Raw genomic sequence first — 25,793 nt, 5'->3', positions numbered from 1 at the left:
GCCATGAAACCCGCCGTCAAACTGATCGGGGTCGCCGCCTTGCTGGGCGTTCTGATGCTGGTGTTCAGCCTGTATGGCCGACCCGACTTCTTGATGAGCCTGGCCAACCAGCTCTGGAGCTGCTTCTGAACGCGACCCCACCTGCCGCCATGTCCCAGGCCAGCGCACACGGCACGGGCGAACCCTCGGCCTGGGTGCGCCGCTGGGCGCATCTGGCCCAACCCGGCGGCAGTGCACTGGATGTGGCCTGTGGCCACGGCCGACACATGGCCTGGCTGGCGGCGCAGGGGTTCCAAGTCACCGGCCTGGACCGCTCCGAAGAAGCCCTGAGCAGCGCCCGCGCCCATGGCCATGCCATCCAAGCCGATCTGGAGAACGCCCCCTGGCCGTTGCTTGAAGATGGCGCACCCCGGCAGTTTGATCTGGTGGTGGTCACCAACTACCTGTGGCGGACGCTGTTCCCCACCCTGTTACACAGCCTCGCGCCGGGCGGTGTGCTGCTGTACGAGACCTTCGCCGCTGGCAACGAGACGGTGGGTAAACCCTCTCGGCCCGACTTTTTGCTGCAGCCTGGCGAGTTGCTGCACCTGTGCCAAGGCTTGAACGTGGTGGCATACGAAAACGGCTTTTTACCCCGACCAGAGCGTTTTGTGCAGCGCATTGCGGCCGTCGCCGCGCCCGGGTTCACCAGCGAGGCATGCGGCCCGTCGCGCTACCCACTCTCGCTAGAATAAGCGGCTAACCTGGAGCACGCCCCCAAGATGACCACTCTTTCCCGCCCCATCACCGGCAGCATCGTTGCGCTGATCACCCCCATGTTGCCTGACGGCGCCGTCGATTACCCGGCGCTGCGCAAACTGATCGACTGGCACATTGCCGAGGGCACCGACTGCATCGGCGTGGTGGGGACCACCGGCGAATCCCCCACCGTCAGCATCCAGGAAAACTGCGAAGTGATCCGCGTGTCGGTCGAGCAGGCCGCGGGCCGGGTGCCGATCATGGCGGGCTGTGGCTCCAACTGCACCGCCGAGGCCATTGAGCTCGCGGGTTTTGCCAAAAAAGTTGGCGCGGATTGCCAGCTGCAAGTGGTGCCGTACTACAACAAGCCCACCCAAGAGGGTCAATACCGGCACTTCAAGGCGATTGCCGAGGCGGTTGACTTGCCCATGGTGCTGTACAACGTGCCCGGCCGTTCGGTGGCCGACATGGCGCTGGAGACCGTGCTGCGTCTGACGCAGGTGCCTGGCATCATCGGCATCAAGGAAGCCACCGGCGACATCGCCCGCGCCCAGTGGCTGATCCGCGAAACCCCGGAAGACTTTGCCATTTACTCGGGTGACGACCCCACCGCCGTGGCGCTCATGCTGTGCGGTGGCCAGGGCAACATCAGCGTCACCGCCAACGTGGCACCCCGCTTGATGCACGAGCTGTGCGTAGCGGCCATCGCTGGTGACGTGAAGGCCGCCATGGCGATCCAATTCAAACTGATGCCGCTGCACAAGAACCTGTTTGTGGAAGCCAACCCCATTCCCGTGAAGTGGGCCGCCAGCCGCCTGGGCCTGTGTGGCCCGACCCTGCGCCTGCCCTTGACTGAACTCTCGCCCGCCAGCCAGCCCGTGGTGGAAGCTGCGCTGCGTGACGTGGGCCTGCTGTAAGCGGGCACCGCCGACTTCTTTTCCTGAAGGGTATTTCGTGAACCATTTCCCCAAATTTGCGCTGCTTGGCCTGACCGTTGCATTGAGCGCCTGCTCGGTACTGCAAAGCGACAAGGTGGACTACAAAAGCGCCGCCGTCAAGGCCCCCACGCTGGAAGTGCCGCCCGATCTGACCCAGCTGTCCAAAGACACGCGTTACAACGTGCCCGGCGCTGCCGTGACCGCGTCCAGCTACCAGCTCGGCCAGACCACCGTGCAGGCGACCCCGACCGCCACCGCCAGCCTGGGTGATGTGCGCATCGAGCGCGCGGGCAACACACGCTGGCTGGTGGTCAGCCGCCCGGCCGACAAGCTGTGGGAGCCGGTCAAAGAGTTCTGGCAGGACAACGGCTTCTTGCTGGCGATGGACCAGGCCAATCTGGGCATCATGGAAACCGACTGGGCCGAGAACCGCGCCAAGATCCCGCAGGATTTCGTCCGCGCCACACTGGGCAAGGTGTTTGACTCGCTGTATTCCACCGGTGAGCGCGACAAGTTCCGCACCCGGCTGGAGCGCAGTGCCGATGGCAGCACCGAGATTTTCATCAGCCACCGTGGCATGGTCGAGGTGTACGACAGCAAGGAACAAGACCGCACCGTGTGGCAGCCCCGCGCGGCTGACCCCGAGCTGGAAGCGGAATTTTTGCGCCGCCTGATGGTCAAACTGGGCGTCTCGCAAGAGCAGTCCAAGGCCCTGGTGGCGGCAGGTGTGGTCAAGGAAACCACCCAGGTTGCAGCCGTTGGCGGCCAGCCGGTGCTGCAACTGGCTGATGGGTTTGACCGCGCCTGGCGCCGGGTCGGCCTCTCCTTGGACCGCACCAACTTCACCGTGGAAGACCGTGACCGCAGCAAGGGCCTGTACTTTGTGCGTTATGTGGCCCCCAACGCCGACAAGGAAAAAGAAGAACCCGGCTTCTTCAGCAAGCTGTTCAGTGGTTCCAAACCTGATGCCAAGCCGCAAAGGTTCCGCGTGTCGGTGGTCAGCCAGGGCAACGCCAGCACCGTCTCGGTACAAAACGCCGATGGTTCTGCGGCCGTGGTGGCAGATGCCCAGCGCATCATCAACGTGCTGGCTGAAGACCTGAAATAGTCGCTCTCCAAGCGAGCCACCTGCGGCCATGGGTTGCAGGTGGCTTTTTTGTGGCTGTTGATCCAGCCAAATCAGCGGCCAGACCTTTTTCTATCTGGCCCAACGTTGGCGACCACCGTGGTCAGCACGGCAGCGCAAGCCGTCTGTCATATCCTCTTTAACCGGGGTGATCAGAGCGATCTTGTGCGTGGCCTTGGCAGACCTATTTCACCTTGGCGCGGATCTCTGGCAGCGCCTTTTGCAGGTAATACACCATCGACCAGATGGTCATGATGGCGGCAATCCAGATCAGCCAGACACCCCAGACATGGGTGTCGATCAGGCCCATGAACACGCCGTCATAGAGCAAGAACGGGATCGCCACCATCTGCGCGGTGGTTTTGAGTTTGCCGATCATGTGCACCGCCACGCTGCGCGAGGCGCCAATCTGCGCCATCCACTCGCGCAGCGCCGAGATGGCGATCTCGCGGCCAATGATGATCAGCCCGACAAACACGTCGGCCCGGCCCAGGTGCACCAGCACCAGCACACAGGCGCAGACCAGAAACTTGTCAGCCACCGGGTCCAGAAAGGCACCAAAAGCCGACACCTGGTTGAGCTTGCGCGCCAGAAAACCGTCGAGCCAGTCGGTGGCGGCAAACACCACAAACATCACCGTGGCAATTTCGTTGCGGTGCGCGGGCGCAATCGGCAAATAAAACACGCCCACAATCAGCGGGATGGCCGCGATGCGGGCCCAGGTCATCAGGGTGGGAATCGTCCAGAACATGACGCAATTGTGGCATGCAGCCACGTCAGCCGTTCCACTCAAGAAAGAGAGGGACGATGGCTGTCAATGCAACGCCCGGTAAATCTCCTCAGCCAGTTCATGCGAGATGCCTTCAACCGTGGCCATGTCATCCACCGAGGCCATCGCCACGCCACGCACACCCCCAAAACGCTGCAACAGCCGGGCACGCCGTTTCGGGCCGATGCCGGGGATGTCTTCAAGCTTGCCACCATCCATGCGCACCTTGGCGCGCGCCGCACGCATGCCGGTGATGGCAAAACGGTGCGCCTCGTCGCGGATCTGCGCCACCAGCATCAGCGCGGCCGAATCCTTGCCCAGGTAGACCTTCTCGCGCCCGTCGGCAAACACCAGCTCTTCCAGGCCGATACGCCTGCCCTCACCTTTCTCGACACCGACGATCAGCGACAGATCGAGGCCCAGTTGCGTGAACACCTCACGCGCCATGCTGACCTGGCCCTTGCCACCATCGACCAGCACCAGGTCCGGCAAACGGCCAGTCCCTGGCGGAGTTTCGCCCGTGCGTTTGGCCTCCTGCAACACCTCAGCCAGTTTCCCGTAACGGCGCAACAGCACCTGGCGCATTGCGGCGTAATCGTCACCCGGCGTGATGTCGGTGATTTTGTAGCGCCGGTACTCGGCGTTTTGCATCTTGTGGTGGTGGAACACCACACACGAGGCCTGGGTCGACTCACCTGCGGTGTGTGAAATGTCAAAACACTCGATGCGCAGTTCGTCCAGGTCGTCCAGCCCCAGATCCAGCGCCTCGTAGAGGGCGCGGGTACGCGCCTGTTGGGAGCCTTCTTCTGACAGCAGCCGGGCCAGCTGCAGGTTGGCATTGGTTTGGGCCATCTCGAGCCAAACACGGCGCTGTTCACGCGGGGCGTGTACGGCGCTGACCTTGATGCCGGTTTGAGCCGTCAGGGCCTTTAACAAGGCTTTGTCCACCGGCGCGCTGACCACCAGCGAGGGCGGTACCGGCACGTTGAGGTAATGCTGGGCGATGAAGGCGTCCAGGATGTGTGATTCGACTGAACGGACCTCAGCGCCCTCTTCTTCCAGCTCCAGCGCGGCGCCGTCCTGCACCTGCACCGGAAAGTAGGGCCGGTCGCCCAGATGCCGCCCGCCGCGCACCATGGCCAGGTTGACACAGGCGCGCCCGCCCTGCACCTTGACCGCGAGGATGTCGACATCGCGGTCGCTGACGTTGTCCACACTCTGCTGGTGCAACACACTGGAGAGAGCAGCGGTCTGGTTGCGCAATTCGGCGGCCTGCTCGAACTCGAGTTTGTCGGCGTGCGCCATCATGCGTGCCTGCAAGCTGCTCATCACCTCTTGTGCGTCGCCATTCAAAAAGCGTTCAGCATCCGCCACATCCTGGGCGTAGTCGGCGGGTGAAATGTGGCCCACACAGGGGCCGGAGCAGCGTTTGATCTGGTACAGCAAACAGGGCCGGGTGCGGTTGGCAAACACCGACTCCTCACAAGTGCGCAGTTTGAACACCTTTTGCATCAGCAAAATTGCCTCCTTGACCGCCCAGGCGCTTGGGTACGGGCCAAAGTAATGGTGCTTTTTCTCGACCGCACCCCGGTAATAAGACACCCTGGGGAACCAGTCACCGTTGATTCGGGTCACCGACGATGGTGTGTCTTTTGAGTCTGTAGCCCTCATAGATAAAGAACCAGTCGCTACATTTTTTGAAAAAACGCCACCTTCTTTGGGCAGTGGCGCCGGAGCGCTGATCTTCAGATACGGGTAACTTTTGTCGTCCCGAAACAGGATGTTGTACTTGGGGTTGAGCGTCTTGATCAGGTTGTTTTCAAGCAGCAGCGCCTCGGCCTCGGAGCGCACCACGGTGGTCTCCAGCCGCACGATCTTGCCCACCATGTGGCCAATGCGGGTGCCGCCGTGGTTCTTCTGGAAATAACTCGACACCCGTTTTTTGAGGTTGATCGCCTTGCCAACATACAGAACCTGGCCTTGGGCATCAAAGTAGCGGTAGACCCCCGGCAGCGCGGGCAAGCTGGCCACATCATTGAGCAGTTGCTCGGGGTGGGTGCCCGCTGGCACTTCAGACGCAGGCAAATCAGTAGCAGCAGCCGCGGGCTGGATCGACAGTGTGTCGGGTAGCACAGCAGAGGACAGAGCAGGCGCAACAGGTGGCACGGGTTTTTCGGGCAAATCAGACATAGGGCGCTATTGTGGACAATCCCGGCCATGAATCAAACCGCGCCTCAACCCAAATTGCACTGGGACATTTTTTGCCGCGTGATCGACAACTTTGGTGACATTGGGGTGTGTTGGCGTCTGGCTCTGAATCTGGCGCAGCGCGGTCAGACGGTGCGGCTGTGGGTGGACGATGCCAGTGCGCTGAGCTGGATGGCCCCGGTCGGTGCGCCAGGCGTGCAGGTACTGGCGTGGACAACACCCTTTGAGAGCCACGGCGTCGCACCCGGGGATGTTTTGGTGGAGGCTTTTGGGTGTGACATCGACCCTGAATTCATCACGCGCTACACCAGCAACCTCCAGGCTAGGGACCAAGCTGCGTTGTGGTTCAACCTCGAGTACCTGAGCGCCGAAGACTATGCCAAGCGCTGCCACGGCCTACCCTCACCGGTGATGAGCGGACCCGGACGCGGTCTGACCAAACACTTTTTTTACCCTGGTTTCACGTCTGACACCGGCGGCCTGCTGCGCGAACCCGACCTGCTGTCAAGGCAAACCAGTTTTGACCGGGCGACATGGCTGGGCGCCCAGGGCGTTGCCTGGACAGGCCAGCGTCTGGTGTCGCTTTTCTGTTACGAGCCCGCCGGGCTGTCCGCCTTGCTGCAGGCGCTGGCGGCGGACCAGGTGCCCACGATCCTGTTGGTCACCCCGGGTCGGGCTGCCGCCGCGCTGCACCGGGTTCTTGACGAAGAGCTAGGCTTCCAAGCCATGTTCAATCGGGACAAAACGCTCTCTTTCTTTTATCTTCCCACGCTCTCTCAAACCGATTTTGACCACTTGCTGTGGGCATGTGACCTCAATTTGGTGCGTGGTGAAGACTCGCTGGTGCGCGCCTTGTGGGCGGGCAAACCCTTGATATGGCAGCTTTATCCGCAAGCGGACGATGCACACCACCCCAAGCTAGGCGCGTTTCTGGACTGGCTGCAAGCACCGCCTTCGCTGCGCCACGCCCACCATGTCTGGAATGGTGTGCATCCGACGCCACCCTGGCAGCCCACGGCACAGCTCATCAGCCAACAGCAGTGGCCCGAATGGCAAGCCACCTGCCTCGCGGCACGCCAGCGGCTGCTGCAACAGCACGATCTGGTCAGCCAACTGCTCGCTTTTGTGGCAAATACCCCCTAAAATAGCGGGCTTTGCGGCGTGTGGTCGATGTTTCATCGAAAGCGTCAGCCGCCCTCGCCGCCGGATGCGCGGCCTAACTTCACCCTCTGATTATGAAAATCGCTCAAGAAATTCGTGCTGGCAATGTGATCATGCACGGCAAAGACCCCATGGTCGTCCTGAAAACCGAATACGCCCGTGGGGGCCGCGGTGCCGCCACCGTGCGCATGAAACTCAAAAGCCTGATCGCCAACTTCGGCACCGAAGTGGTGTTCAAGGCCGACGATAAGATCGACAACGTGATTCTCGACAAGAAGGATTGCACCTACTCCTATTTCGCCGACCCGATGTATGTGTGTATGGACGCCGAGTACAACCAGTACGAAGTCGAAGCCGAAAACATGGGCGACTCGCTCAACTACCTCGAAGACGGCATGGCCGTTGAAGTGGTGTTCTACGACGGCAAGGCGATCTCGGTTGAACTGCCCACCACCGTGGTGCGTGAAATCACCTGGACAGAACCCGCCGTCAAGGGTGACACCTCTGGCAAGGTTCTGAAGCCTGCCAAGATCGCCACCGGTTTTGAGATTGGTGTGCCAATTTTTGTGGCGCAAGGCGACAAGGTCGAAATCGACACCCGCACCGGCGAATACCGCAAACGGGTCTAAACACCGTGGCTGGCACCATTGCCAAAAACAAGCAGGGCTTCACATCGTGAGGCCCTTTTTTTTGCCTGAAAATTTACGCCATGGAACACACCCAATCCCTGCCCCAACACGTCACCGAACACAAACTGGCCGATGCGCTGGCGGATTTACTGAAACACCCAGCGGATGACACCGTGCTGCACCCGAACGCCTATCGGCTGGCGTTTGCGGACCCCGAGTTTTTGTTGCGCCGCGAAACGCGCGGCATCCGCATCCAGCTGGAGATGCTCAAGCCCGATGTGGACCAGAGTGAACAGGGCATTGACAACACCATCGTGGTGTTTGGCAGCGCGCGCTTTCCCTCGCCCGAGACCGCCAACACGGCCATGGAAGCCGCCCAAGCCAGCGGCGATGCGGCCGCCATCCAACTGGCCGAACGCCACCTGCGTAACGCATTTTTTTATGACCAGGCGCGCCTGTTTGCCCGGCTGGTGGCCGCTTACAGCAACGACCAAGCCCACAGTGCCAAGCTGTACATCTGCACCGGGGGTGGCCCGGGCATCATGGAAGCCGCCAACCGCGGTGCCCATGAGCTGGGTGCGCCCACGGTCGGGTTAAACATCGCGCTGCCACACGAGCAGTCTGCCAACCCTTATGTCACGCCCGCGTTGAGCTTCAAATTCCATTATTTTGCGATCCGCAAAATGCATTTCATGATGCGTGCCAAGGCGCTGGTGGCATACCCTGGCGGTTTTGGTACGCTTGACGAGTTGTTTGAAGTGGTCACTCTGGTGCAGACACGCAAGTCACAACCGGTGCCGATCGTCCTGTTTGGCAGCAGCTACTGGAAACGCCTGCTCAACATCGATGTGATGATCGAAGAAGGCGTGATCTCACCTGAAGACGTGAAGTTGTTCCACTACGTCGATACGCCCGAGGCCGCCTGGGACGTGATCAAACGTTTTTACGCGCTGTAAGCCGTCAGGACCGCCGACATCGCGGTCCAACGGCTCAACAGCTCAATGGCCCATCAACTTCATCTCAAAGATGTAAAACAGGGCACCGGCAAAATAGCCGATCAGCGCCAGCCAGCTGATTTTTTTGACATACCAAAAGAAGTCAATTTTTTCGAGCCCCATGGCGGCCACACCTGCGGCCGAGCCAATGATCAGGATCGAGCCGCCAGTTCCGGCGCAATACGCCATGAACTCCCACAGGAAACTGTCCGCCGGATATTGCTCCAGGCTGTACATGCCCATGGAGGCGGCCACCAGCGGCACGTTGTCGACGACGGCACTGACCAAGCCGATGATCAGCACAATGATGTCCTGGCGGCCCACAGTGTTATCCAGCCACGTGGCCAGAGAGCCCAGAATGTGCGTGTGCTCCAGCGTGGCTACGGCCAACAAAATACCGATGAAGAACACGATAGAACCCATGTCGATCTTGGACAGGGCGTGAACCAGCGTGAAGTGATCCTTGTCTTCGTCGGCCTTGTTGCGGTGCAGCAGATCACCCACCAGCCACAAAATCCCCAGGCCAAACAGGATGCCCATGAAAGGAGGCAAGTGCGTCATCGTCTTGAACACCGGCACGGCCACCAGAATGGCCAGCCCCAAAAAGAACATGATGTTGCGCTCGGCATCCGTGGAGGCCATGCCCTTGCGGGCCGCTCCACCACCGACGGGGGACACCACGGGCTTGCCTTTCAAAATAAAGGCGGTCACTGCCAGCGGCACCAACAGATTGATCATCGACGGGATGAACAGTTCTTTCATGATGTTGAGCGCGGTGATCTGGCCACCAATCCACAGCATGGTGGTGGTCACGTCACCAATCGGGGTCCAGGCACCACCAGCGTTGGCGGCAATGACGATGATGCCGGCAAAAAACAGCCGGTCATCACGTTTGTCGAGCAGCTTTTTCATCAACGAGACCATCACGATGGTCGTGGTCAGGTTGTCCAAGATGGCGCTGAGGAAAAAAGACACAAATCCCACCATCCACATCAATGTGGAAAGTTTTGTCGTCTTGATGCGTGAGGTGATCACCTCAAAGCCGTTGTGCGCGTCAACCACTTCAACAATGGTCATGGCACCCATCAGGAAAAACACAATTTGCGCCGTGCCCATCAGTGACTCGGACAAATGCTCACCGACCAGACCCGAATCACCGCTTGCCAGGGCATAGATCGTCCACAGCAAGCCTGCGCCAATCAGGGCCGAAGCGGATTTGTTGATTTTGATAGGGTGTTCGAGCGCGATGGCCGCATAAGCCAGCACAAAAACGATGACCAGAGCTGTCAGCATGAAAATTACCTTTGCTTTCTATTGAACGACCGCACAATTATCACTGTCGGCTTTGTCGGAATTCCAACCCGAGGGCGCCGAAAGACCGATCTCGCACCCCGCGGTACACGCTCTAAGCAAAAAAAAAGCCACCTGAAGGTGGCGTTTGTATGAAATCGCTTAACGCTACTTAACCGATTGAGGTCACTGATCTTGCTCGGCTATTTGGTGCTGTATGACACGTAGCGCGCGCCAGCGTCAAGGCTGCCCAGGCGCGGGCGGCACGTTGGGCGGACGCAGCCGCCAGGCAGAGCGGGCCCCCAGAGCGACTGCCGTGCCCACGGTCCAGAAGACCAATGACACACCCAACGCCGCCCCGGCAGAACCAAACAACATCGGCATCAGCACACTTGACGCATTGATGGCCATCAAGCGCATGCCCAGCGCCTCGCCATGGCGCGCCTCGGGCGTGATCTGGTGCAGCGTGCTCATGATCATCGGTTGCACCGAGCCCAAAGAGAGCCCCAGCAGCGCCGAGCAGACGCCCATGGCCCAAGCCGTCTGCATCAACGGGTAGACGGCAAACAGCACCGCCGTGCACAACATGGCGCCGCTCACCACCACCCATTCGCGCAGGTGCGCCGCCAGAAACGGCAACACCACACGCACCGCGGTGGCCGCGAGCGCAAAACCGCCCAAAATGGCGCCAATGCTCGACGCACTGATGCCGCGTTCATGCCCCAGCACCGGCACCACAAAGGTGTGCACGTCCCAGCAGGACGACAGCAACCAGTTCACCACCAGCAGGCGGCGCATCATCGGCTCACGCAGCAGGTCCCAGGTACGGCCCTTTTTGTCACCAGGCTGCACCACCACGGGTGGCAGCTCCAGCGTGTGGCGCACCCACGCCCAAGTCAACAGCGGGAAACACGCGAGGCACAAAAAGGTCAGCCGAAAACCGCCCTGGTCAATCAAGATACCGGCTGCCAGCGGCCCGACAAAATTGGCCAGCGCCGGGCCAATGGAGAGCCAGCTGAACATCGATTTGAGCTGCGCCGTGTCTTGCGCCGAGCGCCCCACATGGCGCTGCAGGCTGATCGACGCGGCACCGACTGAACCACCGGTCATCAGCGCGCTCAGGCACAGCACCGGAAACACCGGGAACACAAACGCCAAGGCCGCCCCGCTGCTGGCCACCAACACCGCCAAGCCCACCGGTCGCTTGAAACCTTTGCGGTCGGCATACCGCCCAGCAGGCAGGGCCAGAAACACCTGCGTCAGCGCAAACAGCGACAGCAACAAGCCCACCGCCAGCGCGCTGTAACCCTCACGCAGCGCCATTAGCGGCGCCGCCATGCGCATGCCCGCCATGCAGGCGTGCAAGCTCACGTGGCCGGCAATTAGGCGCGCCAGCGCCACTTGGGTCAACACCGGGTGTGGCACTGCGGGTTCAGGCACGTTGGCAGCACTCACGCGCCGGGTGTCCCGTCAGCACTGTCAAAGTCGCGGTCCAGCGCGATCAGCGAACTGGCCTGCGTGTCGGGCAAGGCGTCCACGGTTTTGAGCGCGCGTCCCATCGCCCGGCTGCGGGTTTGCGCACTGTCCAGCGTTTTGAGCACGGTTTCGGTCTGGGCCTTGACCTTGGCCAGCACATCGCCAAACTTGCCGAATTCGGTTTTGACGGCGCCCAACACCTGCCAGACCTCGCTGGAACGTTTTTCCAGCGCCAGGGTTCGAAAGCCCATTTGCAGCGAACTCAGCATCGCCAGCAGCGTGGTCGGCCCGGCCAGTGTGATGCGGCAATCGCGCTGCAGCGCTTCCATCAGGCCCGGGCGGCGCAGCACCTCGGCGTACAGCCCTTCGGTGGGCAAAAACAGAATGGCAAAGTCGGTGGTGTAAGGCGGCTCGATGTACTTGTCGGCGATGGATTTCGCTTCCAGCCGAATGCGCTGCTCCAGGGCGCGGCCCGCCAGCTCAGCGGCCACAGCATCGGCGCGGCCCTGGGCATCGAGCAGCCGCTCGTAGTCTTCGTTGGGGAATTTGGCGTCGATCGGCAACCACAGCGGCTCACCAGATTCGGATTTCCCCGGCAGTTTGATGGCGAAATCGACCACGTTTTTGTTGCCGGGCCGGGTGGCAATTTGCGCAGCGTACTGGTCCGGCACAAACACCTGCTCCAGCAGGCCGGCGAGTTGCGCCTCGCCAAAAATGCCGCGGGTCTTGACGTTGGTGAGCAAGTGTTTGAGGTCGCCCACGCCTTGCGCCAGCGTCTGCATTTCGCCCAGGCCTTTGTGCACCTGCTCCAGCCGATCGGCCACCTGCTTGAAACTCTCGCCCAGGCGGGTTTGCAAGGTGTTCTGCAGTTTTTCATCGACCGTGGCACGCATTTCATCGAGCTTGGTGGCGTTGCTGGCTTGTAACTGCGCCAGTTGCTTCTCCAGCGTTTCGCGGATTTCACTCATGCGGCGCACGTTGGCTTCGCTCAAACTGCCGAGTTGGCTGGACAAGGTGTCAGACAGCGTTTTTTGCAGCAGCGCGAGCTGCTGGCCAAACGCGTCGATCTGGGTGTTCTGCGTGCGCGTGGCTTCAGCGCCCTGCTGCACCAGCGTCTGCTGGAAGGTGGCCAGGTTTTGCGCCAGCTCCTGCCGTGCGTTGCGGGACGAGTCAGCCAAGTCCCGCTGCAGGTCGCGCGCCAGCCTGTCATGACTTTGTGAGATGTGAGTCAGCACCGCCTGATGCCTGGCCAGCTGCGCCTGCTGCTCCAGTTGCTGGCTGGCCAGCTGCGTCGCACTGGCCTGGGCAGGCTGTCCATGGCGCAACAGCAGCACCAGCAACACCACCCCATTGATCACACCCAGCGCCAAAGCGCCCCACATCACCAAGTCAGTCACGTTTGAACATCTCCTAGGGGTTGATTGTGGTTCAAAACCTCAGCAGGCAAACAGCGCCCTGCCACACCTGTCGGCCAAGGCCGTGTGCCCCGGGCAGTCAAGCGGCCAGCACTTGCGGGTTAAGCGGCGTCAGCGCCTTGCCATGCCGCAGAAAACCCACCAGGTTGTCGGCCGCCAGCTGCGCCATGGCCAGACGGGTGGACTGGGTGGCGCTGGCGATATGCGGGGTCAGGACCACGTTGTGGCAGGCCAGCAAGTCCGGGTGCACCTGGGGTTCGCCTTCAAACACATCCAGCCCGGCGGCAGCGAGGGTGCCTGCGCGCAGCGCCGCCGCCAAGGCCGCGTCGTCCACAATGCCACCTCGGGCGATGTTGACCAGGGTGGCGGTGGGTTTCATTTGCGCCAGCTCGGCCTCGCCAATGCTGTGGTGCGTCTGCGCGCTGTAGGGCAGCACCAGCAGCAAGTGGTCGCAGCTTGCCAGCAACTCTTCTTTGCTGACGTAACGGGCACCACAGGCGGCTTCGGTCGCGGCATCCAGTCGGGTGCGGTTGTGGTAGATCACCTGCATGCCAAAACCCAAGGCACCGCGTTTGGCAATGCCCTGCCCGATACGACCCATGCCCAGAATGCCCAGCGTGCTGCCATGCACCTCGGCCCCAGCAAACAGGTCGTAACGCCAGCGGTTCCACAAACCGGCTCGCAAAAAGTGTTCAGACTCGGTGATGCGCCGCGCCGTGGCCAGCAGCAGCGCAAAACCGAAATCGGCGGTGGTTTCCGTCAGCACGTCCGGGGTGTTGGTGGCCAGCACGCCAGCGGCGGTCATGGCAGGCAGGTCAAAGTTATTAAACCCGACCATCATGTTGGCGCAGATCTTCAGGTCAGGGCACGCTGCCAGCAGAGCCGAGTCGATGCGCTCGCTGCCCATCGTCAAAACGCCCTGCTTGCCCTGCAACTGCTGCGTCAACTCGGCGGGCGTCCACGCCACGTCGTCCTGGTTAGCGGTAACTTCAAAATGGTCCGCCAGCTGCGTCAGAACCTGCGGAAAAATCGCACGTGCAACCAGGATGGAGGGCTTCATGGGTTGCGTCAAGTCTTAAGAAAAAAAACCTAAGCAAAATCAATTGCTTAGGCGTTGTATGGTGGAGCTGGGGGGATTTGAACCCCCGTCCGCAAACCTTCTTCGAACAGTTCTACATGTGTAGCCGTCTGATTTGGATCTCGCTTTTCACATCGCGCAGTGGCACGCTATGCAAATCGCCAGCAACCTATTTTCTCGACCTGCCCTAAGTTACCCAAGGCAGACCCAGCCGAATGAAATTACCCCACAGCCTGGACAGCTAGACCTCTCGATCTGACCGCCCTTGCCCAGCCTATCGGCTTGCTGTTGTGAGGCTCACCTGCAATTAAGCAGCGAGTGCGAAACGTTCGTCGTTTGCAGTTAGTTTTTTTGAATCAGTTTTACGAGCGCATTCAGCTCGACATGCCCTGCTGCGCGTCCGAATCCACGTCGAAACCAGTGCAGCCCCAAGCCTGACATTTTAGGGCGTAGCGATCAATTGCAATAGCTCGTGGGGAGAATTAATCGTGACATGTGCGCCCCACTGGCTGGTATCGGACTTTTGACCGAGGTATCCGTAAGTGACCGCCACCGTTTTCATGCCCGCGGCCAGTCCCGCCACAATGTCACGCTCGTCATCCCCGACGTACACACAGCGCTCTGGCGCCACCTGGAGTTGCCGGGCCGCTTCCAGCAAGGGCAGCGGATGCGGTTTGGCATGCACCGTGGTATCGCCACTGATGATGGTTCCCGCCGATGCAAACAAGGGCATCGCCCGGGTCAGCGGCAGCGTGAAGCGCGCTGACTTGTTGGTCACCACACCCCAGCGTGTTCCCCGCTGCACCAGATCACCCAGCAATTCAGTCACCCCCGGAAAGATCAGCGTATTCTGGGTCAGCCGCTGTTCGTAGTTGCTGAAGAACTCTTCACGCATACTCAGGAAATCAGGGTGCTCAGGCGTCATGTCAAACGCAATACCCAGCATGCCCCGGGCGCCTGCCCCGGCCATGGGTCGATACGCTGACAATGCAATCGGCGGCAAGCCGCGCGTTGTTCGCATCAAATCTGCCGCGGCACCCAAATCAGGCGCACTGTCAATCAGTGTGCCGTCCAAGTCGAACAGCACCGCCTGAATATCTCGGAACATGACCGGCTGATGCCTCACACGCAACGGCTTACACCGGTTTTTGGGTCGCCAGCATGTAGTTGACGCTGGTGTCTGCGTTAAGCCAGAAGCGTTTGGTGAACGGGTTGTATGACAAACCCCGGCTATGCGACACCGTCAACCCGGCGTCGCGGCAAAAGCCCGCCAGCTCGCTGGGGCGCAGCAGCTTGGCATATTCGTGGGTGCCCCGCGGCACCATGTTGAGCACGTACTCCGCGCCAAAAATCGCCATCACAAAGGATTTCGGATTGCGGTTGATGGTGGAGAAAAACACCCAGCCACCCGGCTTGACCAGCGCGGCGCATGCCCGCACGACCGACGCCGGGTCGGGCACGTGCTCCAGCATTTCCATGCAGGTCACCACATCAAATTTCTCGGGTTGCTCGGCGGCCATGGCCTCCGCACTGATTTCCCGGTACTGCACATTTTGGGTTTGTGCATCCAGCGCGTGCAACTGTGCCACCCGCAGCACCTTGGTGGACAGGTCGATACCGGTGGCGGTAGCGCCTGAGCGGGCGATGGCGTCGGTCAGGATCCCGCCACCACAGCCCACATCCAGCACATTCAAACCGTTCAGCGGGCACAAACTGTTGATCCAGCCCAGCCGCAAGGGGTTGATCTGGTGCAGTGCACGCATTTCACCTTCGGTATCCCACCAATGGAGTGCCAGTTCGGAAAACCGGGCCAATTCGGATGCATCAGCATTGAGTGTCGTGTTCATGGCTCAATTATCGGAAATTTGTGCTGAAAAAAACGCGGCCCGCGAGGGGTACCCCTAAAAAACAAAACCCACCGCGAAGGTGGGTTTGTTGGTTGGCAAGTTGGCTTATGCCTTCTTGGCGTAGGCGCTGCACCAGCCTTTGGCGGTCACTTCCTTGCCAGGGAACAGCGGGCAGCCACCTTGAGGGGCTGTCTTGCCTTGATACAAGGCGCAGCTGGCACAGGACTGGTCTTTGGTGTGCTTGGGATACTTGGTCTTATCAGCCTTGGTGGTGTCCGCGACATAACCCAAGCTCTTGGCGTTGGCATCTGTTTCAGCGACCAAAGGCGCTGCGGCCATTGCCATGCCAGAAGCCAATGCGCTGGTACCGATCACTGATTGCAGAATAAATACGCGACGATTTGTCATATGTCTGTTTCCTGAGTAGTTAATGGAACTGCCGCTGTCACACCTTGATTGCAGCTGCGAGCGGTATTGTGAGCCCTGCCGGACCGAATGTCATTGCGATCCGTCAAATATCCCATTAAATGAGTCAGGCGTGAAGAAGCGCGTGTTTTTCAAACGCTGACTTCAAGGCATTCACATCCTGCTGGCTCAAACGATTGCCAACTTGTGACACCACTTTCGCCGCACACTGGTTGGCGAGCAACGCAGCCTGTGCGTGGCTGTGGCCATGGGTGACCGCATACAAAAAAGCGCCGGCAAACATGTCCCCCGCACCATTGGTGTCAACGGCCTTGACTTTGACTGCAGGAACTTCAATCACCTTATCGCCTTCCAGCACCAGGCAGCCTTTGGCACTGCGCGTGAGGCAAACCACCCTCGCCTGCTGGCTGAGCTGGCGGCAGATCTGCGCCAGATCCGTGCTGCCGCACCACACCTGGGCCTCCTCCTCGTTGCAGAACAGGTAGTCCAACGTGCCAGTCTCCGGGCTGCCCACCATGGCGTCCAGCCCGGGTCGGCAGAAGTTGATCATGGTCATGTCGCTCAAGGTGGTGGCCAGTGCCACGCCAGCGTCCACAGCCATTTGGCGACCCTTGAGGGCGGCGTCCAGCCCGGTGGGTGAGGCAGCCAGATAACCTTCCATGTAATACACCTTGGACTTGGCGATGTCGTGCGGGTGCAAAGACGTGGCGTCAATGTCTGCCGTGGCGCCCAAAAAGGTGCTCATGCTGCGCTCCGCATCGGGGGTGACCATCACCAGGCAGACACCGGTTTGCCCTTCAGGAGCGCGTGTATGGGCGAGGTTGGTCGCCACACCGTGGCTGAGCAAATCCTGGGTGTAAAAGTCACCCAATTCATCATCCGCGACGCGGCAGGAGTAAAACGCCTTGCCACCCAACTGGGCCACCGCCACCACCGTGTTGCCCGCCGAACCACCGCCAGTGCGGTGAGCGGGCACACCATACACATGGCTGAGCAACTCGGTGCGCCGGGCAGCGTCGATCAGGGTCATGTGACGCTTTTCAACACCCGCGGCATTCAACTGCGCATCAGACACCTCGTACTGCGAGTCCACCAGCGCGTTGCCAATGGCGTAAACGTCGTAATGGCTCATGCTTACTGCTCAACAAACGCGCGTTCAACCACAAAGTCGCCCGGCTTGGTGGTGTTGCCTTCCAGGAAGCCACGGCTTTCCAGCAGGTGCTTCATGTCTTTGAGCAGCGCCGGGCTGCCGCACAACATGGCGCGGTCGTACTCGGGGTCAAACTTGGGCAGACCCAGGTCTTTTTGCAGCTTGCCGTTTTCCAGCAGCGTGGTGATACGGCCCTGGTTCTTGAAAGGTTCACGCGTCACGGTGGGGTAATACAGCATCTGCTCGGTCACCATGTCGCCCAAAAACTCGTGATCTGGCAACTCTTGGGTCAAGTAGTCGTGATACGCCAGTTCAGCCACTTCACGCACGCCGTGCACCAAAATGACTTTTTCAAATTTTTCATAGGTTTCCGGGTCACGCACGACGCTCAGGAACGGCGCCAGACCGGTGCCGGTGCCAAACAGGTACAGGTTTTTGCCGGGCAGCAGGTAGTCGATCAGCAAGGTACCGGTGGGCTTTTTACCAACCACAATCTGGTCACCCACTTTGATGTGCTGCAGCTTGGAGGTGAGCGGGCCGTCTTGCACCTTGATGCTCAGAAACTCCAGGTGGTCTTCGTAATTGGGGCTGACGATGCTGTAGGCGCGCAGCAGTGGCTTGCCGCCTTCCAGGCGCAGGCCAATCATGGTGAAGTGGCCGTTCGAGAACCGCAAAGCCTGGTCACGGGTGGTGGTGAAACTGAACAGTCGGTCTGTCCAATGGTGAACGCTTAATACGGTTTCATTCAAAAATGCACTCATGGATCGCCTTGAATTGTGGATAAAACGAAAACTTGCGAGTGTAAAAGGCCCGGCCGCTGACGACCTGACCTATATCAACTCTGCAGCAAAATTACATCATCAATTAGCTTTTAACCCTTTCGCAACAAGGGCTAAAAGCTACTATTTAAATAGCATTTAGAGCTTGGGTTCAACCCAGGCCGTCACGCTTTCAAGTGCGGCGGCAAGCTTGCCCGGCTCGGTGCCGCCGGCCATGGCCATGTCGGGCTTGCCACCGCCTTTGCCACCGACCTGGCCCGCCACAAAGTTGACCAGCTCGCCTGCTTTGACTTTGCCGGTGGTGTCGTTTGTCACGCCCACGGCAATCTGCACCTTGGCACCGTCGACCACGCCGAGCACGATCACGGCGGTTTTCAGCTTGTCTTTGAGCTTGTCCATGGTATCGCGCAAGGTCTTGACATCGGCACCCTCCAGGCGCGCCACCAGCAGCTTCACGCCCTTGATGTCTTGCGCCTGGCTCAGCAGCTCGTCGCCTTGGGCGCTGGCCAGCTTGCCTTTGAGGGCTGCCAACTCTTTGTCCAGGGTTTTGACGTGTTCCAGCACCGAACTGATGCGGTCCGTCACTTCGGCGACCGGTGCTTTCAGCAACCCGGCAGCTTGGCCCACGGTGTCTTCCAGATGCTGCAGATAGGCCAGCGCATGGGCGCCCGTGACCGCTTCGATGCGGCGCACGCCCGAGGCCACGCCACTTTCTGCCACGATCTTGAACAGGCCGATGTCGCCGGTGCGCTGCACATGCGTGCCGCCGCACAGTTCGCGGCTGCTGCCGATGTCGAGCACACGCACGGTTTCGCCGTACTTTTCACCAAACAGCATCATGGCGCCGGTTTTCTGGGCCGATTCGATGTCCATGACACGCGCCTCGGTGGCGGCGTTGCTCAAGATTTCAGCGTTGACACGGGCCTCGATCTCGCGGATTTCGGTATCGGTCACCGGCGCGTTGTGGGCAAAGTCAAAACGGGTGCGATCCGGGTTCACCAAACTGCCCTTTTGCTGCACATGGCTGCCCAGCACTTCGCGCAGCGCCTTGTGCATCAGGTGGGTGGCGGAGTGGTTGCGCATGGTGGCGGCGCGTTGGCTGGAATTGACGTGGGCCGTGACACCATCGCCCACTTTCAGGCTGCCGGTTTTCAGCAGACCGTGGTGGCCAAACACATCGGCCTTGATCTTTTGCGTGTCATTAACCTCAAACAACGCATGATCCGAAAAGATCGCGCCAGCGTCGCCCACCTGCCCGCCGCTTTCGCCGTAAAACGGCGTCGCAGCCAGCACCACCACGCCAGACTGACCTTCTTTTAGAACCTCAGACCTTGTACCGTCGATGTAAATAGCGACCACTTCAGTCGCTGTGGTCAGGTGCTCGTAACCCAGAAATTCATTGCCCGCGCCGGTATAGTCCAGCGCCTTGTCCTGCTTGAACTTGCCAGCAGCGCGGCCTTGCGCCTTTTGGTGGGCCATGGCGGCATCAAAGCCCGTCGAGTCCACGGTCACACCGCGTTCCCGGCACACGTCTGCCGACAGATCCAGCGGGAAGCCAAACGTGTCGTGCAACTTGAAGGCGACATCACCCGGCAGCAGCTTGGCGTCGCCCGCCAGCGCTTCATCCAGTATGTGCATACCAGTCGCCAGCGTCTCGTAAAAGCGCTCTTCTTCCACCCGCAGCACCTCCATGATGCGATCTGCCTGCGAGGCCAGGCTCGGGTAAGCGTCACCCATCTGCGCCACCAGGTCGGGCACCAGTTTGTGAAAGAACGGCGTTTTTTGCCCCAGCTTGTAACCGTGGCGGATGGCGCGGCGGATGATGCGGCGTTGCACGTAGCCCCTGCCCTCGTTGCTCGGCAACACACCGTCGCTCACCAGAAACGCGGTGGCGCGAATGTGGTCGGAGATCACCCGCAGCGAAGGGTTGCTCAGATCGGTCGTGTGGGTTTCACGTGCAGCCGCCTTGATCAGCGCGTCAAAAATGTCGATTTCGTAGTTGCTATGCACGTGCTGCAAGATGGCGGCCAGGCGCTCCAAGCCCATGCCGGTGTCGACACAAGGTGCGGGCAGCGGCGTGACGGCACCGGTCTCGTCCATGTTGAACTGCATGAACACGTGGTTCCAGATCTCGATGAAGCGGTCGCCGTCTTCGTCCGGGCTGCCGGGCGGGCCGCCGGGAATGTGCGCGCCGTGGTCGTAAAAGATCTCGGAGCACGGGCCACAGGGGCCGGTGTCGGCCATCATCCAGAAGTTGTCAGACTTGTAGCGGCCGCCCTTGTTGTCGCCAATGCGGATCACGCGCTCGGGCGGCAGGCCGATCTCTTGGGTCCAGATGTCATACGCCTCGTCGTCTTCGGCGTACACCGTGGCCAGCAGGCGCTCGGCGGGCAACTTGAACACTTGCGTCAGCAGTTCCCAGCCCCAGTGGATGGATTCGCGTTTGAAATAGTCGCCAAAACTCCAGTTGCCCAGCATCTCGAAAAACGTGTGGTGACGGGCGGTGTAACCCACGTTTTCCAGATCGTTGTGTTTACCACCCGCACGCAGGCAGGCCTGCACCGACGCGGCACGCACATAACTGCGTTTGTCGGTGCCCAGAAACACGTCCTTGAACTGCACCATGCCCGAGTTGGTGAACATCAGCGTGGGGTCGTTGCCGGGCACCAGCGGGCTGGATGCCACCACGGTGTGGCCTTTGGAGGCAAAAAAATCGAGGAAAGTCTTGCGGATGTCGGCGACTGTCATCGGTGCAGCAGTTGGGTTCATGGCGTGAGGGACCTGGGTTTGGATGTCGACAAGAGTTGAGACTGCGGGGAAGACGGCCCTGTTTAAAGAGGTGGCACCCGCCAGTAAAACCGTCAATTTTAGAAGAACCAGCCGCCGCCAAACGCCCGGCGCCCCTACGGCCGGGTTTTGGCCACAATGGCCCCATCCGCGGCGGGCCAAGTGTCACTGTGTCCAAGGCGGTTGCACCCTAGAATTTGCCGCAACGCCAGGGTCGGCAAGCCTCTGGCTGGCCTTTCAACTTGTTCGCGCTTAACTTCCAGGAACGATATGACCGCTGTTCAAACCACCAATGCCGCCTTGATGGCGCGTCGCCGTGCCGCCATTCCCCGTGGCGTGGGCCAAAGCCACGAAGTCTTCATTGCCCGCGGTGACAACGCCGAGGTGTGGGACGTGGAGGGCAACCGCTACATCGACTTTGCCGGTGGCATTGCGGTGCTCAACACCGGCCACTGCCGCCCCGAGATTGTTGAAGCGGTCAAAAAACAGCTGGACCTGTACACCCACACCTGCTTTCAGGTGCTGGCGTACGAGCCCTATGTGGAACTGGCCGAGCGCATCAACGCCCTGGCACCCGGCAACTTTGACAAGAAAACGCTGTTTTTGAGCACCGGGGCCGAGGCGGTTGAAAACGCCGTCAAGATTGCCCGCGCCCACACCAAACGCAGCGCGGTGATTGCCTTCACCAGCGGTTACCACGGCCGCACCCTGCTCACGCTGGGGCTGACCGGCAAGGTGGCGCCTTACAAACTGGGTTTTGGGCCCTTCCCCAACGAAATTTTCCACGCCCAGTTTCCCAACGCGCTGCATGGCGTGAGTGTGGATGACGCCATGGCCTCGATCGAGCTGATCTTCAAAAACGATGTGGAAGCCAGCCGGGTGGCGGCCATCATTGTCGAGCCGGTGCAGGGTGAAGGCGGCTTTAACGTGGCGCCGTTTGACTTCTTGCAGCGCCTGCGCGCGTTGTGTGACCAGCACGGCATCTTGCTGATTGCCGACGAAATCCAGACCGGCGCCGGGCGCACGGGCACCTGGTTTGCCATCGAGCAAAGCGGCGTGGCCCCCGACATGATCACCATGGCCAAGTCGATGGCCGGGGGCTACCCCATTTCTGCCGTGGTGGGCCGTGCCGAAGTGATGGACGCCCCCGCCGCCGGTGGCCTGGGCGGCACCTACGCGGGCAGCCCGCTGGCCTGCGCGGCGGCACTGGCCGTGCTGGATGTGTTTGACAAAGAGCAACTGTTACAACGCAGCCAGGCCATGGGCGCGCGGCTGATGACAAGTTTGCAAGCCCTGGCGGCCAAAGACCCACGCATTGCCGAGGTGCGCGGCCTGGGCGCGATGGTGGCTTTTGAGCTGTGCAAAAACGGTGACGTCCATCAGCCTGACGCCGATCTCGCCAAGCGCCTGTCCGTTGAAGCGACCCAACGCGGCCTGATCCTGCTGACCTGCGGCACCTATGGCAACGTGGTGCGCATTCTGGTGCCGCTGACCGCCAGCGACGCGATTGTGGACGAGGGCCTGGCCATCATCGAAGCCGCTCTGGCCGCCATCTGACTCGCCAGTCATTTGGCCAGGGTCTGTGCCAGGCAGACTGATGTGCTATGTTTCATATAGCTGCTACCTTTCAATTTCATGAGGGGTAGGGCCTGAATATTGATCTAAACCGAGGAGTTGTCATGTCCACCCCAGTTTCACCGCTGTCCCTGCTCAAAGACCCCAGCCTGCTCAAAACCGATGCGTTGATCAACGGCACCTGGGTTTCAGGCAGCAGCCGCTTTGCCGTGACTGACCCGGCCACCGGTGGCCATCTGGCCGACGTGGCCAACCTGGGCCCAGCAGACGCTGAAGTCGCCATCGCCGCCGCCAACGCCGCTTGGCCTGCGTGGCGGAACAAAACCGCCAAAGAACGCAGCATCATCTTGCGCAAGTGGTTTGACCTGATCATGGCCAATCAGGATGACCTGGGCCGCATCATGACGGCCGAACAAGGCAAACCGCTGCCCGAAGCCAAGGGCGAAGTCGCCTACGGCGCCAGCTTTGTCGAGTGGTTTGCCGAAGAAGCCAAACGCGTCAACGGCGAAACCCTGCCGCAGTTTGACAACAACCGCCGTCTGCTGGTGCTGCGCCAGCCGATTGGCGTGTGCGCCGCCATCACGCCATGGAACTTTCCGATTGCCATGATCACCCGCAAGGTCGCGCCCGCGCTGGCTGCGGGTTGCCCGGTGATCATCAAACCCGCTGAACTCACCCCGCTCACTGCGCTGGCCGCCGCCGAACTGGCGATTCGCGCTGGTATTCCCGCCGGTGTGCTGAACATGCTGACGGCGGATGCTGACAACTCGATCGCCATTGGCAAGGTACTGTGCGCCAGCGATGTGGTGCGCCACATCAGCTTCACCGGCAGTACCGAGGTCGGCCGCATCCTGATGGCGCAGTCGGCCCCCACGGTGAAAAAACTGAGCCTGGAGCTGGGTGGCAACGCGCCCTTCATCGTGTTCGACGATGCCGACATCGACAGCGCGGTCGAAGGTGCCTTTGCCTCAAAGTATCGCAACGCCGGACAAACCTGCGTGTGCAGCAACCGGTTTTACGTGCAGGATGGCGTGTACGAAGAATTTGTCACCAAGTTTGCCGCCAAGGTCAGCACCGCCAAGGTGGGCAACGGGTTTGAGGCCGACGTCAACCAGGGGCCATTGATTGAAGAGGCCGCCATTCAAAAAGTAGAGCGCCATGTGCAAGATGCCATTGGTCTCGGAGCTCGTTTGTTATGCGGTGGTCAGCGTCTGACCGGCATCGGCAGCGGTCAGTTTTATGCGCCGACTGTCGTGGCCGACGCCACCGCCGACATGCTGTGCGCCCGGGAAGAAACCTTTGGCCCGTTTGCGCCCGTGTTCCGATTCAGCACCGAGCAGGAGGCCATCGACGCCGCCAATGCCACCGAGTTTGGCCTGGCCAGCTACTTCTACAGCCGCGACATCGGCCGCATCTGGCGCGTGAGCGAGGCGCTGGAATATGGCATGGTGGGCGTCAACGTCGGCATCCTGGCCACCGAGCACGTGCCCTTTGGCGGTGTCAAACAAAGTGGCCTCGGCCGCGAAGGATCGCACCATGGCATGGATGACTATGTCGAAATCAAATACGTCTGCATGGGCGACATTCTGAAATAGCCCGGATGACGCCGATAGCGATGGGCGCAAAGCAACTTGTTGCTGGGCTTTGGCTTGCACGTAAACCCTGATAAGACCACACCAAGATTTCAAGCAAAATAAAACCGTTCAGTCACATCAAGTCTGAAGCGTTTGATTTATCTACCGGTCGGATCATTTTGTTTACAGCCATTCTTTGGAGGTGTCCATGCACGCTGATCTGAAAGACTTTGTTACCCAATACCTGTCGATCGTTGGCGCCACGGTGATGGTGGTAGGTTTTGTGGCCTTTGTGGTGACGGCCCCCGATGACAATCGCAGCAGTCCATCGACCGCAGTACCGCTGAGCGCGCCAGGTCAGCCCCCGAGCGTGGGCTCCTGAGGATTTGAACTGGCGCAAATACAGCATTGAGCACTCACCAAGCTTGGGTTCGCTTGTCAGTAAAATGTCGGGTTGACCGGTCTCCGACTGGCAGGCTATGCCCCATCACCCCACTCCACAGGACCCCTCATGTCACTTTTCTCCGCTGTCGAAATGGCACCCCGCGACCCGATTCTGGGTCTGAACGAGCAGTACAACGCCGACACCAACCCCGCCAAGGTTAATTTGGGCGTGGGCGTTTACTTTGACGACAACGGCAAACTGCCGCTGCTGCAATGTGTGCAGGCGTTTGAAAAAACCATGATGGACAAACCCGCGGCGCGGGGTTACCTGCCCATCGACGGCATCGCCGCTTACGACAACGCTGTCAAGAGCCTTGTGTTTGGCGCTGACAGCGAGCCGGTCAAGAGCGGCCGCGTGGCCACCATACAAGCACTCGGCGGCACCGGTGGCCTGAAAGTGGGTGCGGATTTCATCAAGCGGATCAGCCCCAACGCCAAGGTTTTGATCTCTGACCCGAGCTGGGAAAACCACCGCGCGCTGTTCACCAATGCCGGTTTCACGGTGGAGAGCTACCGCTATTACGACGCCACCACCCGTGGCCTGGACTTCGACGGCATGCTGGCGGACCTGAATGCCGCACCCACCGGCACGGTGGTGGTGTTGCACGCGTGCTGCCACAACCCGACCGGCTACGACATCACGCCCGCCCAGTGGGACGAGGTGGTTGCCGTCGTCAAGTCGAAGGCGCTGACACCGTTCCTGGACTTGGCGTACCAGGGCTTTGGTTATGGCATTGCCGAGGACGGCGCCGTGATCGGCAAGTTTGTGGATGCCGGGCTGGATTTCTTCGTCTCGACGTCGTTCAGCAAAAGCTTCAGCCTGTACGGCGAGCGTGTGGGTGCCCTGAGTGTGTTGTGCGCCAGCAAGGAAGAAGCTGCCCGCGTGCTGAGCCAATTGAAAATTGTGATCCGCACCAACTACAGCAACCCGCCCACCCATGGCGGCGCCATCGTGGCCGGCGTGCTGAACAACCCCGAGTTGCGCACCCTGTGGGAAAGCGAGCTGGGTGAAATGCGCGTGCGCATCAAGGCCATGCGCCAAAAGCTGGTTGACGGCCTGAAGGCCGCGGGGGTCCAACAGGACATGAGTTTCATCACCCGGCAGATCGGCATGTTCAGCTACTCGGGCTTGTCCAAAGACCAGATGGTGCGCCTGCGCGACGAGTTTGGCGTGTATGGCACCGACACCGGCCGCATGTGTGTGGCGGCGCTCAACAGCAAAAACATTGACTACGTTTGCGCCAGCATCGCCAAAGTGATCTGATCTTTTACACAAGTTCCACCAAATAGCTGTCCAACCCTTATGCAGTAAGGGCCGGCAGCTATTTTTTTACACCTGATAGTCGACGAGGTCAGCATCAAAACGCTCAACATTCTGGGTGCGGGTC

Annotated in this window: 24 protein-coding genes and 1 other RNA gene; 12 read left to right on the top strand and 13 right to left on the bottom strand. The window is 60.4% G+C overall.

Features of this window, described 5'->3' with window-relative positions; translation table 11 throughout:
• Positions 1–3: 3 nt before the first annotated feature.
• From LHU53_RS19760 to bamC, 4 genes are read left to right on the top strand one after another with little or no spacing between them, the layout of a single operon-like run.
• Positions 4–129 carry a hypothetical protein gene (locus LHU53_RS19760; protein WP_255632079.1) on the top strand — a complete coding sequence of 42 codons (126 nt, stop codon included), beginning with the start codon at positions 4–6 and terminating at the stop codon, positions 127–129.
• A 20-nt stretch (positions 130–149) separates the two neighbouring features.
• Positions 150–734 (top strand): bifunctional 2-polyprenyl-6-hydroxyphenol methylase/3-demethylubiquinol 3-O-methyltransferase UbiG, encoded by a 585-nt coding sequence (locus LHU53_RS17490; protein WP_227334073.1) that lies wholly within the window; start codon positions 150–152, stop codon positions 732–734.
• A gap of 27 nt (positions 735–761) precedes the next feature.
• Complete coding sequence (gene dapA, locus LHU53_RS17485; RefSeq protein ID WP_227334072.1) at positions 762–1,655, top strand: 4-hydroxy-tetrahydrodipicolinate synthase; 894 nt, start codon at positions 762–764, stop codon at positions 1,653–1,655.
• 37 nt (positions 1,656–1,692) lie between these two features.
• On the top strand, positions 1,693–2,784 hold the full coding sequence (gene bamC / locus LHU53_RS17480) for an outer membrane protein assembly factor BamC (RefSeq protein ID WP_227334071.1): 1,092 nt from the start codon (positions 1,693–1,695) through the stop codon (positions 2,782–2,784).
• A 202-nt stretch (positions 2,785–2,986) separates the two neighbouring features.
• Here bamC and pgsA read toward each other — a convergent pair whose 3' ends face one another.
• Together pgsA and uvrC are read right to left on the bottom strand one after the other, a co-directional pair.
• Positions 2,987–3,553 carry a CDP-diacylglycerol--glycerol-3-phosphate 3-phosphatidyltransferase gene (gene pgsA, locus LHU53_RS17475; RefSeq protein WP_227334070.1) on the bottom strand — a complete coding sequence of 189 codons (567 nt, stop codon included), beginning with the start codon at positions 3,551–3,553 and terminating at the stop codon, positions 2,987–2,989.
• 63 nt (positions 3,554–3,616) lie between these two features.
• Positions 3,617–5,761, bottom strand: a complete 2,145-nt coding sequence (uvrC, locus tag LHU53_RS17470) for an excinuclease ABC subunit UvrC (protein WP_227334069.1) — start codon at positions 5,759–5,761, stop codon at positions 3,617–3,619.
• A 27-nt stretch (positions 5,762–5,788) separates the two neighbouring features.
• On the opposite strand from uvrC, the gene earP reads away from it, so the two are divergent.
• The 3 genes from earP to LHU53_RS17455 all read left to right on the top strand — a co-directional run bounded on the left by earP (position 5,789) and on the right by LHU53_RS17455 (position 8,525).
• Positions 5,789–6,922, top strand: a complete 1,134-nt coding sequence (earP, locus tag LHU53_RS17465; protein WP_227334068.1) for an elongation factor P maturation arginine rhamnosyltransferase EarP — start codon at positions 5,789–5,791, stop codon at positions 6,920–6,922.
• A 92-nt stretch (positions 6,923–7,014) separates the two neighbouring features.
• Complete coding sequence (gene efp / locus LHU53_RS17460; protein ID WP_227334067.1) at positions 7,015–7,569, top strand: elongation factor P; 555 nt, start codon at positions 7,015–7,017, stop codon at positions 7,567–7,569.
• 80 nt (positions 7,570–7,649) lie between these two features.
• Positions 7,650–8,525, top strand: coding sequence for a TIGR00730 family Rossman fold protein (locus tag LHU53_RS17455; protein ID WP_227334066.1), 876 nt, complete (start codon positions 7,650–7,652; stop codon positions 8,523–8,525).
• 42 nt (positions 8,526–8,567) lie between these two features.
• Here the strand turns inward: LHU53_RS17455 and nhaD are convergent, their stop codons facing one another.
• The 10 genes from nhaD to LHU53_RS17405 form a co-directional block, all read right to left on the bottom strand.
• Positions 8,568–9,857: a sodium:proton antiporter NhaD gene (nhaD, locus tag LHU53_RS17450; protein ID WP_227334065.1), complete on the bottom strand. Its 1,290-nt coding sequence runs from the start codon at positions 9,855–9,857 to the stop codon at positions 8,568–8,570.
• A gap of 237 nt (positions 9,858–10,094) precedes the next feature.
• Positions 10,095–11,207, bottom strand: coding sequence for an MFS transporter (locus LHU53_RS17445; protein WP_370632342.1), 1,113 nt, complete (start codon positions 11,205–11,207; stop codon positions 10,095–10,097).
• Between the two features lie 98 nt (positions 11,208–11,305).
• The gene (gene rmuC, locus LHU53_RS17440) at positions 11,306–12,712 is read right to left on the bottom strand and encodes a DNA recombination protein RmuC (RefSeq protein WP_227334111.1); all 1,407 of its coding nucleotides are present in this window, start codon (positions 12,710–12,712) and stop codon (positions 11,306–11,308) included.
• Positions 12,713–12,824: 112 nt separating this feature from the next.
• Positions 12,825–13,805 carry a D-glycerate dehydrogenase gene (locus tag LHU53_RS17435; protein ID WP_227334063.1) on the bottom strand — a complete coding sequence of 327 codons (981 nt, stop codon included), beginning with the start codon at positions 13,803–13,805 and terminating at the stop codon, positions 12,825–12,827.
• A gap of 59 nt (positions 13,806–13,864) precedes the next feature.
• Positions 13,865–14,253, bottom strand: a transfer-messenger RNA (tmRNA) gene (gene ssrA, locus LHU53_RS17430).
• 12 nt (positions 14,254–14,265) lie between these two features.
• The gene (locus LHU53_RS17425) at positions 14,266–14,931 is read right to left on the bottom strand and encodes an HAD-IA family hydrolase (RefSeq protein WP_227334062.1); all 666 of its coding nucleotides are present in this window, start codon (positions 14,929–14,931) and stop codon (positions 14,266–14,268) included.
• A 28-nt stretch (positions 14,932–14,959) separates the two neighbouring features.
• Positions 14,960–15,670 carry a bifunctional 2-polyprenyl-6-hydroxyphenol methylase/3-demethylubiquinol 3-O-methyltransferase UbiG gene (gene ubiG / locus LHU53_RS17420; protein ID WP_227334061.1) on the bottom strand — a complete coding sequence of 237 codons (711 nt, stop codon included), beginning with the start codon at positions 15,668–15,670 and terminating at the stop codon, positions 14,960–14,962.
• 105 nt (positions 15,671–15,775) lie between these two features.
• Complete coding sequence (locus LHU53_RS17415) at positions 15,776–16,078, bottom strand: high-potential iron-sulfur protein (RefSeq protein ID WP_227334060.1); 303 nt, start codon at positions 16,076–16,078, stop codon at positions 15,776–15,778.
• Between the two features lie 124 nt (positions 16,079–16,202).
• Positions 16,203–17,228: an adenosine kinase gene (locus LHU53_RS17410; RefSeq protein WP_227334059.1), complete on the bottom strand. Its 1,026-nt coding sequence runs from the start codon at positions 17,226–17,228 to the stop codon at positions 16,203–16,205.
• A 2-nt stretch (positions 17,229–17,230) separates the two neighbouring features.
• Positions 17,231–18,007, bottom strand: a complete 777-nt coding sequence (locus LHU53_RS17405; protein WP_227334058.1) for a ferredoxin--NADP reductase — start codon at positions 18,005–18,007, stop codon at positions 17,231–17,233.
• Between LHU53_RS17405 and LHU53_RS17400 the strand changes: the two genes are divergently transcribed.
• A complete protein-coding gene (locus LHU53_RS17400) occupies positions 18,006–18,167 on the top strand; it encodes a hypothetical protein (protein ID WP_227334057.1) in 162 nt (53 codons plus the stop codon). The genes LHU53_RS17405 and LHU53_RS17400 overlap by 2 nt on opposite strands.
• On the opposite strand, the gene alaS is transcribed toward LHU53_RS17400, so the two are convergent.
• A complete protein-coding gene (alaS, locus tag LHU53_RS17395; protein ID WP_227334056.1) occupies positions 18,164–20,794 on the bottom strand; it encodes an alanine--tRNA ligase in 2,631 nt (876 codons plus the stop codon). The genes LHU53_RS17400 and alaS overlap by 4 nt on opposite strands.
• Before the next feature lie 288 nt (positions 20,795–21,082).
• Between alaS and gabT the strand changes: the two genes are divergently transcribed.
• From gabT to LHU53_RS17375, 4 genes are all read left to right on the top strand, one after another.
• Positions 21,083–22,369: a 4-aminobutyrate--2-oxoglutarate transaminase gene (gene gabT, locus LHU53_RS17390; protein WP_227334055.1), complete on the top strand. Its 1,287-nt coding sequence runs from the start codon at positions 21,083–21,085 to the stop codon at positions 22,367–22,369.
• A 122-nt stretch (positions 22,370–22,491) separates the two neighbouring features.
• Positions 22,492–23,982, top strand: a complete 1,491-nt coding sequence (locus LHU53_RS17385; protein ID WP_227334054.1) for an NAD-dependent succinate-semialdehyde dehydrogenase — start codon at positions 22,492–22,494, stop codon at positions 23,980–23,982.
• Positions 23,983–24,169: 187 nt separating this feature from the next.
• A complete protein-coding gene (locus tag LHU53_RS17380) occupies positions 24,170–24,343 on the top strand; it encodes a hypothetical protein (protein WP_227334053.1) in 174 nt (57 codons plus the stop codon).
• Positions 24,344–24,472: 129 nt separating this feature from the next.
• Complete coding sequence (locus tag LHU53_RS17375; protein ID WP_227334052.1) at positions 24,473–25,669, top strand: amino acid aminotransferase; 1,197 nt, start codon at positions 24,473–24,475, stop codon at positions 25,667–25,669.
• Positions 25,670–25,793 lie beyond the last annotated feature (124 nt).

The sequence above is a fragment of the Rhodoferax sp. U2-2l genome, assembly GCF_020594515.1.
Classification (GTDB): domain Bacteria; phylum Pseudomonadota; class Gammaproteobacteria; order Burkholderiales; family Burkholderiaceae_C; genus Rhodoferax.
Note: the sequence above shows the minus strand (reverse complement) of the source record. Positions and strands in the feature narration are given on the sequence as shown.

Coding starts and splice junctions, on each gene's coding strand:
- dapA (WP_227334072.1), top strand. CDS start 762: ATGACCACTCTTTCCCGCCCCATCACCGGCAGCATCGTTGCGCTGATC.
- LHU53_RS17425 (WP_227334062.1), bottom strand. CDS start 14,931: ATGTTCCGAGATATTCAGGCGGTGCTGTTCGACTTGGACGGCACACTG.
- LHU53_RS19760 (WP_255632079.1), top strand. CDS start 4: ATGAAACCCGCCGTCAAACTGATCGGGGTCGCCGCCTTGCTGGGCGTT.
- ubiG (WP_227334061.1), bottom strand. CDS start 15,670: ATGAACACGACACTCAATGCTGATGCATCCGAATTGGCCCGGTTTTCC.
- uvrC (WP_227334069.1), bottom strand. CDS start 5,761: ATGTCTGATTTGCCCGAAAAACCCGTGCCACCTGTTGCGCCTGCTCTG.
- LHU53_RS17435 (WP_227334063.1), bottom strand. CDS start 13,805: ATGAAGCCCTCCATCCTGGTTGCACGTGCGATTTTTCCGCAGGTTCTG.
- rmuC (WP_227334111.1), bottom strand. CDS start 12,712: ATGTGGGGCGCTTTGGCGCTGGGTGTGATCAATGGGGTGGTGTTGCTG.
- LHU53_RS17455 (WP_227334066.1), top strand. CDS start 7,650: ATGGAACACACCCAATCCCTGCCCCAACACGTCACCGAACACAAACTG.
- pgsA (WP_227334070.1), bottom strand. CDS start 3,553: ATGTTCTGGACGATTCCCACCCTGATGACCTGGGCCCGCATCGCGGCC.
- efp (WP_227334067.1), top strand. CDS start 7,015: ATGAAAATCGCTCAAGAAATTCGTGCTGGCAATGTGATCATGCACGGC.
- gabT (WP_227334055.1), top strand. CDS start 21,083: ATGACCGCTGTTCAAACCACCAATGCCGCCTTGATGGCGCGTCGCCGT.
- nhaD (WP_227334065.1), bottom strand. CDS start 9,857: ATGCTGACAGCTCTGGTCATCGTTTTTGTGCTGGCTTATGCGGCCATC.
- LHU53_RS17400 (WP_227334057.1), top strand. CDS start 18,006: ATGGATCGCCTTGAATTGTGGATAAAACGAAAACTTGCGAGTGTAAAA.
- LHU53_RS17375 (WP_227334052.1), top strand. CDS start 24,473: ATGTCACTTTTCTCCGCTGTCGAAATGGCACCCCGCGACCCGATTCTG.
- LHU53_RS17385 (WP_227334054.1), top strand. CDS start 22,492: ATGTCCACCCCAGTTTCACCGCTGTCCCTGCTCAAAGACCCCAGCCTG.
- LHU53_RS17490 (WP_227334073.1), top strand. CDS start 150: ATGTCCCAGGCCAGCGCACACGGCACGGGCGAACCCTCGGCCTGGGTG.
- earP (WP_227334068.1), top strand. CDS start 5,789: ATGAATCAAACCGCGCCTCAACCCAAATTGCACTGGGACATTTTTTGC.
- alaS (WP_227334056.1), bottom strand. CDS start 20,794: ATGAACCCAACTGCTGCACCGATGACAGTCGCCGACATCCGCAAGACT.
- LHU53_RS17415 (WP_227334060.1), bottom strand. CDS start 16,078: ATGACAAATCGTCGCGTATTTATTCTGCAATCAGTGATCGGTACCAGC.
- LHU53_RS17445 (WP_370632342.1), bottom strand. CDS start 11,207: ATGGCGGGCATGCGCATGGCGGCGCCGCTAATGGCGCTGCGTGAGGGT.
- LHU53_RS17380 (WP_227334053.1), top strand. CDS start 24,170: ATGCACGCTGATCTGAAAGACTTTGTTACCCAATACCTGTCGATCGTT.
- LHU53_RS17405 (WP_227334058.1), bottom strand. CDS start 18,007: ATGAGTGCATTTTTGAATGAAACCGTATTAAGCGTTCACCATTGGACA.
- LHU53_RS17410 (WP_227334059.1), bottom strand. CDS start 17,228: ATGAGCCATTACGACGTTTACGCCATTGGCAACGCGCTGGTGGACTCG.